This window comes from Streptomyces sp. NPDC057287 (genome assembly GCF_042667905.1).
GTDB lineage: Bacteria > Actinomycetota > Actinomycetes > Streptomycetales > Streptomycetaceae > Streptomyces.
This window is the reverse complement of sequence record NZ_JBHUYV010000004.1, coordinates 281,450-293,896: the sequence shown is the minus strand read 5'-3', so window position 1 is coordinate 293,896 and position 12,447 is coordinate 281,450. Positions and strand designations below refer to the sequence as shown.

Genomic DNA, 12,447 nt, shown 5'->3' with positions numbered 1-12,447 from the left:
CGTGGACGCATGACCACCACACTGATCACCGGAGCGAACAAGGGTCTCGGCTTCGAGACCGCCCGAAGGCTCGTCGAGGCGGGACACACCGTGTACGTCGGGAGCCGGGACGCCGAGCGCGGGCGGCGTGCCGCCGAGCGGCTGGGCGCGCGCATGCTGCACATCGACGTCACCGACGACGCGTCCGTCGCGGCGGCCGCGAAGGCCGTGGAGGCCGACGGCGGGCTGGACGTGCTGATCAACAACGCAGGGATCGAAGGGACGGTCGTCGGCGCCGAGGACACCACGGTGGACACGGTTCGGCCGCTCTTCGAGACCAACGTGTTCGGACCGGTCCGCGTCATGCACGCGTTCCTGCCGCTGCTCCGGCGCTCCGCCGCACCGGTCGTGGTGAACGTGAGCAGCGGGCTGGCGTCGCTGACCCTGGTCAGCACACCCGGCACGCCTCACCGCGCCTATCCCGGCGTCGCCTATCCGGCCTCCAAGACCGCGCTCAACATGATCACCGTCCAGTACGCGAAGGCCTTTCCGGAGATCCGGATCAACGCGGTGGAGCCCGGTTTCACCGCCACCGACCTGAACGGGCACCGGGGCACGCAGACCGTCGAGGAGGGGGCCGAGATCATCGTCCGTACGGCCCGGACAGGGCCGGACGGTCCCACCGGCCGCTTTGTCGACGTTTCCGGCCCTCTCCCCTGGTGAGCACCACGCGGTGGGCCGGTCAGGCACCCGCCGTCGACTGGGCCTCGGCCGCCGCCCGGTAGAGGCGGCGCAGCCGCACCACGCCCAGGTCGTGCTGGTAGAGGTTCTCGCGCTGGTCGGCGTCGGCCGGCATGGCCTCCAGCATGACGCGGTCCTGTTCCAGGACGTCCCAGTGGCGCTGCTCGATCAGCGTCCGGTACAGGAAGCGCCAGGACGCGCGCTGCCAGTCCTGGACCCGGCGGTAGCGCCAGAAGAAGACGCCGGTGCGCCGCTCGTCCACCGGGCAGACCATGCCGACGATGCCGAACGCGCCACCGGGACCGGCCGAGGGCGGATACGGGATGGAGAGGTCGACCCAGTCCACTCCGGTGCGGCAGAGCTCCACCCAGTCGAAGTTGACGCCGCGCTGGTCGGTCTTCTCGAAGAAGTAGCCGCGGGCGGTCTCCCGGATACGGAACTTGGCCGTGGTGTCGCCGTCGAACATGGTGTGCGAGTCGTGGTGGAGGAAGGCGCCGTGCATGGGGTCGAGCAGGTTCTCCACGGCGTACCGCCAGGGCGCGTCCCACTCCGCGTAGCAGAGGAAGGCGTCCACCTCGGGATCGGTCAGCGGCTCCGGGAGGGTGAGCTCGGCGGGCTCGGGGTGCTCCTCGTCGCCGAAGTAGGCGAGGATCGCGCCGGCGACCTCGCGTACGGGCAGCGAGGTCACCAGCTTCTTGCCCTCCAGGCTGCACCCGGGCAGCCCGGGCACGGAGGAGACCGTGCCGTCGGGTTCGACCTCGACGCCGTGGTACCAGCAGGCGACCCGGTCGCCGAGGTGTTTGCCGAGGGACAGCGGGGCTCCGCGGTGCGGACAGCGGTCGGCGAGCATGGACAGCGCTCCGTCGGAACGGCGGAACAGCAGCCACTGCTCGCCGAGCGCGGTCACCTTGCGCATCGCGCCCGGGGCCACGAAGTGCGAGGGGACGACCGCGTGCCACTGGTTGCGCAGCCCGGTGGCGTAGATGTGGTCCGCGGTGGCGGAGGACGACAGCGTCATGGTCAGGCTCCCAGTCGGTTCATCTCGGCGCGGAAGGACTCCTCGGTCCACGGGCTGCCGTCGCCGGCGTGGACCTGGCGGGCGTTGAGCCCGCGCACCACGTCCGCGAGCTCGTGGCCCTCGCGGGTGAAGACCTCCTCGAGGGTGGCGGCGAGCTTGTACTCGTACGGAGTGGGCTCGTGCGTTCGGGACTGGTGGACGTCCAGGTACGGCCAGGTGTCGGTCATGGTGTCTCCTGAGGGTGCGGGGGGAAGGTCACAGGTCGAGGACGAGCCGGCCGGAGGCGCACCGCGAGACGCAGATCATCATCGAGGCGCCCGCGGCCCGTTCGGCCTCGCTGAGCAGGAAGTCGCGGTGGTCGGGGGTGCCTTCGAGCACCCGGGTCTCGCAGGATCCGCAGATCCCGTCGCGGCACGAGCTCTCCACGGCGAGCCCGGCGCTCTCGGCGGCCTCCAGGACGGACGTCCCGGCGCCGACGGTGAGCGTCAGCCCGGACGTGCGGCACTCGACCTCGAACGCCCCGTCGTCGCCGCCGTGCTCCACCGTCGGCGCGGCGAACCGCTCCAGACGCAGCCGGTCCCCGGGGCAGCGCCGCTCGACGGCCGTGAGGAGCGGTTCGGGTCCGCAGGAGTACACCAGGGTGCCGTCGGGGAGCCCGGTGAGCGCGGTGTCCAGGTCGATATGGCCCTGCTCGTCCTGCGGCACGAGGGTGACGTCGCCGCCGAGCGCGGCGAGTTCGCCGGTGAACGCCATCGAGGCCCGGCTCCTGCCGCCGTAGACCATCCGCCACGCGGCGCCCCGCCGTGCCGCCTCGCGGGCCATCGCCAGCAGGGGGGTGATCCCGATTCCGCCGGCGACGAACACATAGGCGTCGGCGTCCTCCAGCTCGAAGCGGTTGCGCGGCTCGGAGACCGTGATCTGCTGGCCGGGTCGCAGCTGGGTGTGCACGAAGCGCGATCCGCCGCGCGACGCGGGCTCGTTGAGCACGCCGATGCGGTAGACGTCCGGGGTGTGCGGGTCTCCGCACAGACTGTACTGGCGGACCTGGCCACCGGCGTGGACGTCGAGGTGCGCGCCGGGGGTCCAGGCCGGCAGGGGTTTGCCGTCGGGGTGGGTCAGCTCGACGGACAGGACGCCCTCGGCCTCCCAGGTCATACGACGGACGGTCAGCCGCAGCGAGTCGTCGCTCATGGTCTGTTGCCTCCTTGCCGGCAGTTCGGGCGGCCGGGCTACTGGCCCGGGATCCGCACGGGCGGGGTGAACGGGTTCTTCATCGGGCCGAGGGCGTCCAGGTCGACCTCGACGAGCGTGGGGCCGGCCGAGCCGATGGCGCCGGTGAGCACCGGGGCGGCGTCCTCCTCGGCGCCGATACGGGCGTACGGCAGTCCGCAGGCTCGGGCGAGCAGCTCGAAGTCCGGCGTGGTCAGGTCGACCCCGGAGTGGCGGCCGCCGTGGTGGTCCTGCATGTTGCGCAGGACTCCGTAGCCGCCGTCGTTGAAGACGATCAGGGTCAGGCGGGGCCGCTCCTGGGCGAGGGTGAGGAGTTCGCCGAGGTGGACGGCGAGGCCGCCGTCGCCGGCGATCACCACGGTGGGCGCGTCGGGCCGCGCGAGCGCCGCGCCGATGCCCATGCCGAGCCCCTGGCCGATGCCTCCGCCGCGGGGGAAGACGTTGTCCCTGGGGTCGTACATCTCCAGGAGCCGGTTGCCCCAGCTGCTGGAAGGGATGGTGACGTCGCGCGCGACGACGGCCTCGCGGGGCAGGGCCGCGCGGATCGCGTCGCAGATCGCGGCCTGCGGGCCGATGGTGTCGTGCAGGACTTCACGCACCTCGGTGCGTACGGCGCCGACCCGGTCCGTCCAGCCGGGCTCCGCGGGGACGGCGTGCGGGAGCAGGCCGTCCAGGGCCGCGGCGGCGTCGGCGTGCAGCGGGTGGGTGGCCGGGTAGACCCTGCCGAGGGCGGCCGCCTCGACGTCGATCTGGATGTGGGCCCCGGGGAGTTCGAGGGTGTAGTCGGAGGTCTCGTTCGACCGGAAGTGCGTGCCGACGGTCAGCAGGACGTCCGCGTCGGCGAGCAGGGCGCGCACCGCGGGTGTGGTGCCGAAGTTGCCGATGACCTGCGCGTGGTCCTCGGGCACGCTGCCGCGCCCGGAGTTCGAGGTGATCAGACCGGCGCCGGTGGCCTCCAGCAGGGCGGCCAGTTCGCCGCGCGCGGTGTTCGCGCCGCCGCCCGCCCAGATCAGGGGGCGGCGCGCGGAGGCCAGGAGGGCTCCCGCGGCGGCGAGTTCGGTCGTGTCTGGCACGGTGGCGGCGGGCGCGGCGTGGGCGGTGGGCTCGTCGGTCTGTGCCGCGTACTGGAGGTCGATCGGCCACTCGACGCTGGCGGGGCCGCCGGGCGCGGTCAGCGCCGCGCGGGCCGCCTCGCGCAGGATCCGGCCCGCCTGCCCGGCGTCCGGGACGCTCGCCGCGTAGGCGGAGACGGCCTCCAGCATGCCGAGCTGGTCCTTGGTCTCGTGGATGAATCCCCGTCCGCTGCCCAGGAACTCGCTCTCCACCTGGCCGGTGATGTGCAGTACGGAACTGCCCGCGCTGAGCGCCTCGATCAGGGAACCGGCCGCGTTGCCCGCGCCGGTCCCGGTCGACGTGAGGGCACAGCCGAGGGTGCCCCGGGCACGTCCGTAGGCGTCGGCGGCGTTGACGGCCGACGCCTCGTGCCGCACGGGGACGAACCTCAGGTCACGGTCGACGGCTTCGACGAGCGGCAGGTTGTGGACGCTGACGATGCCGAAGACGGTGTCGATGCCGAGTTCGCGCAGGACGGTGACGAGGAGATCGCCTCCGTTGTCGTGACGCATGGTGTCTCCTCAGAGGATGGAGCGGCCGACGCCGCCGCAGACGTCGATGCTGGTGCCGGTGATGTAGGAGGCGCGGGGCGAGAGCAGGGCGACGACCGCGTACGCGACCTCTTCGGCCCTGCCGAGGCGGCCCAGCGCGATGCCCCGGTCCCGGGCCAGTTCCGCCTGCCAGTCCTCGTAGGACAGGCCGGAGTCCGCGGCCGCGTGGCGGCGGGTCCACTGGCCGGTGTCGACCAGTCCGAGGCAGACGGAGTTGACCCGGATCCCTTCGCCGGCGAGTTCGACGGATAGGGACTTGGAGAGGTTGAGGATGCCGGCGCGTGCGGCGCTCGTCGTGATCAGGCGGGTCTCCGGCTGTTTGGCGAGCACCGCGTTGATGTTGACGACGCTCGCCGCTCCGGAGCCGGCGAGGTGGGGGCGCGCGGCCTGGAGGGGGTTGAGCACCCCGGCGAACTTCAGCTCCAGCTCGTCGCGCCAGTCCTCGGCGGTGGAGTCGTCGAGTCCCTTCATCCGGGACTGTCCGGCGTTGTTGACCAGTCCGTCGATGCCGCCGAACTCCTCGGCGGTGCGGCGGACGAAGCCGCGGACGGCGTCGGCGTCCCGTACGTCGCACACGCCGGTCAGCAGGCGGTCGCTCCCGGCGCCGAGACCGGCGACCGCTCCGGCGAGCCTGTCGGCGTCGCGGCCGCAGGTGGCGACGCGGGCGCCCTCGTCGAGCAGGGCGCGGACCGTGGCCAGGCCGACGCCCGAGCTGCCGCCGGTGACCACGATCGTGCGGTCGGCGAGGCCCAGATCCATAACTCGTGTCTCCTGCTGTTCAGTTCATGGTGAAGCCGCCGTTGACGGCGATCACCTGTCCGGTCAGATAGCGGGATTCCTCGGCGAGCAGGAAGGCGACGATCCCCGTGAGGTCGTCGGGCTGCTGCGGCCGGGGAATGGCCCGGTTCACGCGGTAGAGGTCGTGCCGCTCGGCGGGCACCGTCTCGGTGGCCTCGCACTCGGTGAGGCCGGGGGCCACCGCGTTGACGGTGATCCCCTTCTCACCGAGCTCGCGCGCCATGGCACGGGTCAGCGCGATGACGGCGCCCTTGGAGGCGATGTAGTGCGCGAGACGGGGCGAGCCGTAGAGCGCCGCGTCCGAGGCGATGTTGACGATGCGGCCGGGGTCGGCGAAGAGGGGGTACAGGGCCTTCGACACCAGCCAGGGGCTGCGGGCGTTGACCGCCATCAGCCGGTCCCACACCTCGATGTCGATGTCCTGGAACTCCTTGCCGCCCACTCCGTTGGCGAGTGCCGCGTTGTTGACCAGGCCGTACAGCGGGCCCAGCTCGCGCACCGCGTCGGCGAGCGCCTCCACCGAGGCGGGGTCGGCGACGTCGCAGCGTACGAAGTGGGCGTCGACGCCCTCGGCACGCAGGCCGGCCGCGGCGGCCTCGCCCCGCTCCCGCTCCAGCTCGGCGAGGACGACCCGGAAGCCGTCGGTGCCCGCCCGGCGGGCCATGGCCAGTCCCAGGCCACGGCCCGCTCCGGTGACGACGACGGTGCGCCGGCCTGCCGGGGGCTGGTCAGCCACGGGTGACGCCGTGCATCGGCGAGTACTCGGGGTAGGTCGGCACCTGCGGCTTCTGCGTGCCGATCACGACGCAGAACAGGGCGTCGGTCTCGCCCTCGTTCTTGAGGGACCGGGTCACACCCGCCGGCACGACGATCATGTCGCGGTAACCCAGGGTGCGGTACTCGGCCTCGTCGGCGCCGCGGTGGATGCCGACCCTGACCTCGCCCTCCAGGACGAAGAAGGCCTCCTCGACGTCGTGGTGGGTGTGGGCCGGGCCCTCGGCGCCGGGCGGCAGCAGCATGTTGGAGAAGGTGAAGCCGCCCGAGGGCAGGATGCGGCTGTCGCTCTCGTGGTTGCCGGTGGCGCCCGAGCCGACGTAGCGGATCTGGCCACGGCGGAACTGCGAGCCGGCCTTCTCCTGGAAGGAGAGGGTGTCGAAGTCGGCGACCCGGGATGCCTTGGAGGCGATGAGGGAGTCGGTGTACGCGGAGAGGTCGTCGCCGTTGTCGTACGCGTCGGTGGTCAGAGGCATGGTGGAGGCTCCTACTCGGGGATGGATGCGGTGATGCGGAGGTGGGAGAGCACCCAGGCGTTGACGTGGCCCGGCTGCTCCTGGTTGGCCAGGTGACCGGCGTCCTTGACGATCACGTAGGCGGTCCTGTGGATGGCTCCGGCTATGGCCTGGCTCGCCTCGATGCCGGTGACCCGGTCCTGTTCGCCGCAGATCACGAGGGTGGGGGCGGCGATCGAGGGGAGTTCGGCGCGCAGGTCGGCGGAGGCCATGGACTCGGCGGCGTACGCGTATCCCGGCAGCCGTACCGAGGCGGCCATGGTGTCCACGACGCGACGCACCAGCTCGTCGGGGGCGTCGGGGGACACGAGTCGAGGGCCCCGGGCCTCCGCGAAGGCGCGGGCGCCCTGCTCGGCGAGGTCGGCCGCCCTGGCACGCATCGCCTGGGCCTTCGCCTCGTCCGTGCCCGATCCGGGACTGGAGTCGGCGACGATCAGCGAGGCGACGAGCTCGGGATGACGGGCAGCCAGCCGCAGGGCGATCACACCGCCCCAGGAGACTCCGAGGACGTGGGCGGTGGTGGCGCGCTCACGGATGAGGGCGGCCGCCGTGTCGGCGTAGTCGTCGAGGCTCATCGGCCCGGCGGGGTCGGGAGAGGTGGCGTAGCCGGGGGCGTCCCAGGCCACGACCCGTACGTATGCGGAGAGTTCGGCGAGCTGCGGGGCGAAGGCGGCCGAGGAGGAGCCGATGCCGTGCAGGCAGAGCAGCAGGGGGCCGTGGTCCCCCGCCTCCTCGACGTGGACGCCGGCGGCGCTCACAGGATCTGCCCGGTCCGGCCGGCGAGGGCCGCGAGGCTGCGCAGTACGGCGTACGGCACCACCTGGCTGGTGGCGGGGTTGCCGGGATCGGGCAGGTGCGCGACCTCGAAGCGGTACGTGCCGTGTCCGCCGGACGCCTCGATCACATGGCGGGTGTGGTGCGCCGCCGGGTCGGCGACGACCTGGACCCGCACAGCGTCCAGGTCGCCGACGGCCAGCGCGACCGAGGCGGCCACGTTCGTCGACTTGGGGAATTTGACCGGCACCTCGCGGGCGGTCCCGGACATGACCTCGACCGGTCCGGTCGCCGTCCGCATCCGCCCCAGCAACTCGTCGTCCATCCAGGGCTGTTCGAGGGTGGAGGGCAGCTTGGTGGTGGTCAGCCGGACCTCGTCGAGCGGACCGAGGGAACGCACGGCCTGGAGCAGGTCGAGGCCGCCGACGGCGCCGCCGGTGAAGTACACGCGGCCCGGCCCGGCGGCCAGCAGCCGCTTCGTGAGCTCGTCGTCCGTCAGCGCGCCGGTGGAGGCGATCAGCAGATCGGTGCCGGAGGCCAGGACCCGCTCCCCCCACTCCCGTACAACGCCCTGTCCCGCGGCCTCGACGATCAGGTCGCAGGCCTCCATGGCCTCCTCGAAGGTGGCCTGCCGCACGGGGGCGGCCTCACCGAGCGGGCGGTTGTCGACGACGCAGACCAGCTCTGCGCCGGTCACGCGTCCTTCGGCGAGCGCGGTGCCGACGACCCGGCCGATGGCGCCCCAGCCGACGACGGCGACCTTGCGGACGGTGCTCATGCGGTGGCCTCCTGGGCTTCTACGGGAACGAGCGGGACGGCGCCCCGGTCGTCGGGGGTGGTGCGCGGGGCATCGCAGGGGGGAGCGAGCGGGCCGGGGTCCGGGGAACCGGCCATGCTGCAGCGGATGTCCTTCGACGGCGCGCCGGCCGTCCCCCACAGGTCGGACAGCTCGGGGACCCGTCGCCACACCCGTGCGATCCAGGCGTCCTCGACGATCTGGGCGACCTCGGAGGTGTACTCGCAGACCAGCCCGGACGGGTCGGTGAAGTAGGAGAAGGTGTTGTTCCCGGGGCCGTGCCGGCCGGGGCCCCACTGGGGGGTGATCCCGTGGTGGCGCAGCCGCCCTAGGCCCCGCATGAAGTGGTCGACCGAGGTCATCTCGTACGCCACGTGGTTCAGCGAGGTCCACTCGGCCTGGTTGAAGGCGATGCAGTGGTGGTCGCTGTTGCAGCGCAGGAACGCCATCTGGTGCTCGGACCAGTCGGAGACGCGCAGCCCGAGGACCTCGCGGTAGAAGGCGACCGCGGCGTCGATGTCGGTGGTGTTGAGCACGGCGTGCGTCACCCCGACGGGCACGGCGCCGTCCCTGCCGCGTGGCGCGACGGCCTCGACCTGGGCACTGATCTCGATCAGGCGGCCCTCGGGGTCGGTGAAGCGCAGCCCGTAACCGCCGCCGGCCTGGTCCAGGGGGCCGGGTCCGGTGACAGGAGCGATCGAGCGCGCTTCGAGCCGCTGGGCCGCACGGTCCACCTCGGCGGGTGTGGCGACGGCGAACGCGATCCGGCCGAGGCCGACGCGGTCCCGCTCGGTGAGGTGGAGGACGTGGTGCTCGTCGCCGGTGCCGCGGAGCCATCGGGCGCCGGTGTCGGACTCGACGGTCTCCAGACCCCAGACGTCCTCGTAGAAATCGGCGGCCTCGGTGAAGGCCGGGGTGTGCAGCTCGACGTAACGCAGCGAGCGGAGCCGGGCGATCGGACCGGGCGGTGGCTGGTGCATGGGGTCCCTCCAGGACGGGCGGACGTGCCGGGTCAGTTGGCCCACGGAAGCGGGTGGTCCGAGATGCCCCAGTACAGGGACTTCTGGCGCTGGTAGGCGCGGATCGCGTCGCGGCCCTTCTCCGTGCCGAGGCCGCTGTCCTTCCACCCGCTGAAGGGGGTGGAGGCACTGAACTGCTTGTAGGTGTTGATCCAGACGGTGCCCGCCTCGATGCGGCGCGCCAGCGCCCCGGCGGCGCGGAGGTCGCGGGTCCAGATCCCGCAGGCCAGGCCGTATACGGAGTCGTTGGCCTGGCGGACGAGGTCGTCCTCGTCGTCGTAGGGCAGGGCGACCAGGACGGGGCCGAAGATCTCCTCCTGGCAGGTGCGCGAGGTGTTCGCCAGACCGTCGAGCACGGTGGGCAGGTAGTACGCCCCGTCCTCGTACAGCTCTCCCTCGGGGGCGGATCCGCCGCAGAGGACCCGGGCGCCCTCGGACCGGGCGAGGTCGACGCACGCGGCGACGCTGTCGCGGTGCCTGTGGTGCACCAGGGGTCCGACCTGGGTGGCGGGGTCGGTACCCGGGCCGACTCTCAGTTTCCTCACGCGCTCGACGAGTTCGCCGACGAAGGAGTCGTAGATCTCGCGGGCCACGAAGAGCCGGGATCCGGCGATGCAGGACTGGCCGCTGGACGAGAAGATCCCGAACATCACCCCGGCCAGTGCCTGTTCGATGTCGGCGTCGGCGCGCACGATCGTCGGGGACTTGCCGCCGAGCTCCAGCGAGGCGGGGATCAGCTTCCGGGCGGCGATCTCCGCGATGGACCGCCCGGTCTCCGTGCCCCCGGTGAATCCGATACGGCCGACGAGCGGGTGGCGCACGAGGGCGTCTCCGACCACGCGGCCGCTGCCGGGCAGCACGGAGAGGAGTGCCGCCGGCAGCCGGAACTCGTCGAGCGCCTGGAAGATCAGCCGCCCGAGCGCCAGGGAGACCAGGGGCGTCCACGCCGCGGGCTTGAGGATCACCGCGTTGCCGGCGGCGAGAGCGGGGGCGATCTTCTGCGCGTCGCTGGCGACCGGGGAGTTCCAGGGGTTGATCGCGCCGACGACTCCGACCGGCTCGTGCGTGTTCACGGTGACGTAGGCACCACGGGAGGGGGTCACCGACTCCTCGGCCGTCTCCAGGACGGCGGCCATGTAGCGGAAGGTGCCCGCCGCGCTGAGCGCGAGGGCCCTGGTCTCGGTGAGCGTCTTGCCGGTGTCGGCGGTCTGCAGGGCGGCGAGGTCACCGGCGGCCTGCTCGGTGAGCTCGCCGATGCGGTGCAGCAGCCGGGCCCGCTCATGGGCGGGCAGGTCGCGCCAGACCGGGTCGGCCGCGGCCTCCGCCGCGGCCTCCGCCGCTTCCGCGACCTCGTCCGCCGATGCGGAGTGGACGGTGGCGAGCACACGGCCGGTGGCCGGGTCGACCGTGTCGACGGGCTCGCCCGCACCGCGCCGCCACTGGCCCGCGATCAGGATGTCGGTGGAGAAATGCAGCACGGGTGACCTCCGGGCGAGACGGAAAGGGGGGTGGACTCCGGGTGCGGACAGGCTCGTCGGGTTACCGCCACCGGACTGCCGAAGTGCTAGAAATCTAAGCGCTTAAGTTTCTTAACACAAGACCCCGAGGTGAAATCGTTGCCCGGATGGCCTTGAGCACGGCATCCATGACACCGATGATGGGGACCGAGTCGCCGGGAGCACGCTTCCTAAGCTCTTAACTATTGACCACTTAGGTATAGCCCCCTACTGTCTCCGCAACTCATCTGCCCGCGGAAGGACACCCTCCATGACGACTGTGGCCGGAAAACCCGCTCTCGGCTCCATTGCCGCACGACTCGAACGGCTGCCGCACTCGCGCTGGCACGTCAAGGTCCGGTTCCTGATCGGCGCCGTCACCTTCTTCGAGGCCTTCGATCAGCTGCTGGCCGCGTCCGCGCTGCCCGTCCTGATGAAGGAATGGCACCTGAGCACCGGGCAGGCCACCTTCGCCGTCACCTCCGCCTCGATCGGCATGCTGCTCGGCGCCCTGGCCGCCGGATGGCTGGGAGACCGCATCGGTCGGGTGCGCACCGTTGCCTTGGGTGTCGGTGTCACCGGTCTCGCCAGCCTCGCCGTGGCGTTCTCCGGCGGCATCGAGACGTTCTCCGCCTTCCGCTTCCTGCAGGGACTCGGTATCGGCGGGGTCGTCCCGGTCGCGGCCACGTACATCAACGAGATCGCCCGGTCCGACAAGCGGGGCCGCTTCGTCCTGCTGTACGAGATGATCTTCCCGGCCGGACTCGCGGCCGCCACGCTCCTCGCGGTCTGGGTGGTCCCCGCTTTCGGCTGGCGCGCGATGTTCCTCGTGGGCGCCCTGCCGGTGGCGATCGCCGCGATGCTGCCGCGCCACGTCGAGGAGTCCCCGCGCTGGCTGCTGTCCCGTGGCCGTACGGCCGAGGCCGAGGCGGCCATCGCCCGGATCGAGGCGGAGGTCGCCCGCGCGACCGCCGAGGAGCTTCCCGCGCCGGCTCCGTCCGTGGACACGCCGAACGAACCCAGGGGCACCCTGAAGGACCTGTTCCGCGGCCGCTACCTGCGGCGCACGGCGGTGCTGTCCGGGCTGTGGTTCGTGGCGTACTACGTGAACCACGGCATCTCCACCTGGCTGCCGTCGCTCTACACGAAGGAGTTCGGCCTGGATCTCACGACGGCGCTGGTCTTCACCCTGCTCAGCAACGTCACCGGGCTGTTCGGCACCTTCATCATGGCCATGCTGATCGACCGTATCGGCCGCAGGCCCGCCCTCATCGGCGCGTTCGTCGGGACCACGCTCTCGCTCGCCGTCCTGGCGGTCGCGGGCGCGACCTCGGGCGGCCAGGTCGCCGTCTTCGCCTCCTGCACGACCTTCTTCCTCTATGCGATCAACGCGGGCCTCTACCTGTACTCCCCCGAGCTGTACCCCACCTCCAACCGGGCCAGGGGCGCGGCGTTCGGCGGCCTGTGGAACAGGCTCGGCGTCATTCTCGGCCCGGTGGCCGTCGGCGCGGTCATCGGAGCAGGCGGCGGCCTGGCCCTGGTGTTCGCACAGCTCGCCGTGATCGCCACCGTGGGTGCGCTGATCGCCTGGTTCGCCGTCGAGACCAAAGGCAGGACGCTGGAGGAGCTCAACGCCTGACCGT

The 12,447-nt window shown here is 72.0% G+C and carries 13 protein-coding genes; 2 read left to right on the top strand and 11 right to left on the bottom strand.

Features of this window, described 5'->3' with window-relative positions; all coding sequences use genetic code 11:
* Nucleotides 1-9 precede the first annotated feature (9 nt).
* Nucleotides 10-702: an SDR family NAD(P)-dependent oxidoreductase gene (locus tag ACFUNE_RS10185; protein ID WP_383564688.1), complete on the top strand. Its 693-nt coding sequence runs from the start codon at nt 10-12 to the stop codon at nt 700-702.
* A 19-nt stretch (nt 703-721) separates the two neighbouring features.
* Here ACFUNE_RS10185 and ACFUNE_RS10180 read toward each other — a convergent pair whose 3' ends face one another.
* Genes ACFUNE_RS10180 through ACFUNE_RS10130 form a run of 11 tightly spaced genes read right to left on the bottom strand, consistent with a single transcriptional unit; the run spans nt 722 to nt 10,786 of the window.
* Nucleotides 722-1,738, bottom strand: coding sequence for a Rieske 2Fe-2S domain-containing protein (locus ACFUNE_RS10180; RefSeq protein ID WP_383564685.1), 1,017 nt, complete (start codon nt 1,736-1,738; stop codon nt 722-724).
* Nucleotides 1,739-1,740: 2 nt separating this feature from the next.
* Nucleotides 1,741-1,965 carry a recombinase-like helix-turn-helix domain-containing protein gene (locus ACFUNE_RS10175; protein ID WP_376374382.1) on the bottom strand — a complete coding sequence of 75 codons (225 nt, stop codon included), beginning with the start codon at nt 1,963-1,965 and terminating at the stop codon, nt 1,741-1,743.
* Nucleotides 1,966-1,993: 28 nt separating this feature from the next.
* Nucleotides 1,994-2,929 carry a PDR/VanB family oxidoreductase gene (locus ACFUNE_RS10170; protein ID WP_383564683.1) on the bottom strand — a complete coding sequence of 312 codons (936 nt, stop codon included), beginning with the start codon at nt 2,927-2,929 and terminating at the stop codon, nt 1,994-1,996.
* A 38-nt stretch (nt 2,930-2,967) separates the two neighbouring features.
* A complete protein-coding gene (locus ACFUNE_RS10165; RefSeq protein ID WP_383564681.1) occupies nt 2,968-4,593 on the bottom strand; it encodes a thiamine pyrophosphate-binding protein in 1,626 nt (541 codons plus the stop codon).
* A 9-nt stretch (nt 4,594-4,602) separates the two neighbouring features.
* Complete coding sequence (locus ACFUNE_RS10160; RefSeq protein ID WP_383564679.1) at nt 4,603-5,391, bottom strand: SDR family oxidoreductase; 789 nt, start codon at nt 5,389-5,391, stop codon at nt 4,603-4,605.
* Between the two features lie 19 nt (nt 5,392-5,410).
* Entirely contained in the window at nt 5,411-6,166 is a 756-nt protein-coding gene (locus ACFUNE_RS10155; protein WP_383564677.1) for an SDR family oxidoreductase, read from the bottom strand.
* Nucleotides 6,159-6,680 carry a cupin domain-containing protein gene (locus ACFUNE_RS10150; RefSeq protein ID WP_383564675.1) on the bottom strand — a complete coding sequence of 174 codons (522 nt, stop codon included), beginning with the start codon at nt 6,678-6,680 and terminating at the stop codon, nt 6,159-6,161. Before ACFUNE_RS10150 ends, ACFUNE_RS10155 begins: the two co-directional genes overlap by 8 nt.
* An 11-nt stretch (nt 6,681-6,691) precedes the next feature.
* The gene (locus tag ACFUNE_RS10145) at nt 6,692-7,477 is read right to left on the bottom strand and encodes an alpha/beta fold hydrolase (protein WP_383564673.1); all 786 of its coding nucleotides are present in this window, start codon (nt 7,475-7,477) and stop codon (nt 6,692-6,694) included.
* Nucleotides 7,474-8,271, bottom strand: a complete 798-nt coding sequence (locus ACFUNE_RS10140; RefSeq protein ID WP_383564671.1) for an aspartate dehydrogenase domain-containing protein — start codon at nt 8,269-8,271, stop codon at nt 7,474-7,476. The genes ACFUNE_RS10145 and ACFUNE_RS10140 overlap by 4 nt, the downstream gene beginning before the upstream one ends.
* Nucleotides 8,268-9,269, bottom strand: a complete 1,002-nt coding sequence (locus tag ACFUNE_RS10135) for a VOC family protein (protein ID WP_383564669.1) — start codon at nt 9,267-9,269, stop codon at nt 8,268-8,270. The genes ACFUNE_RS10140 and ACFUNE_RS10135 overlap by 4 nt, the downstream gene beginning before the upstream one ends.
* Before the next feature lie 32 nt (nt 9,270-9,301).
* Complete coding sequence (locus ACFUNE_RS10130; protein ID WP_383564667.1) at nt 9,302-10,786, bottom strand: aldehyde dehydrogenase; 1,485 nt, start codon at nt 10,784-10,786, stop codon at nt 9,302-9,304.
* 289 nt (nt 10,787-11,075) lie between these two features.
* On the opposite strand from ACFUNE_RS10130, the gene ACFUNE_RS10125 reads away from it, so the two are divergent.
* Nucleotides 11,076-12,443: an MFS transporter gene (locus ACFUNE_RS10125; RefSeq protein WP_383564665.1), complete on the top strand. Its 1,368-nt coding sequence runs from the start codon at nt 11,076-11,078 to the stop codon at nt 12,441-12,443.
* Nucleotides 12,444-12,447 lie beyond the last annotated feature (4 nt).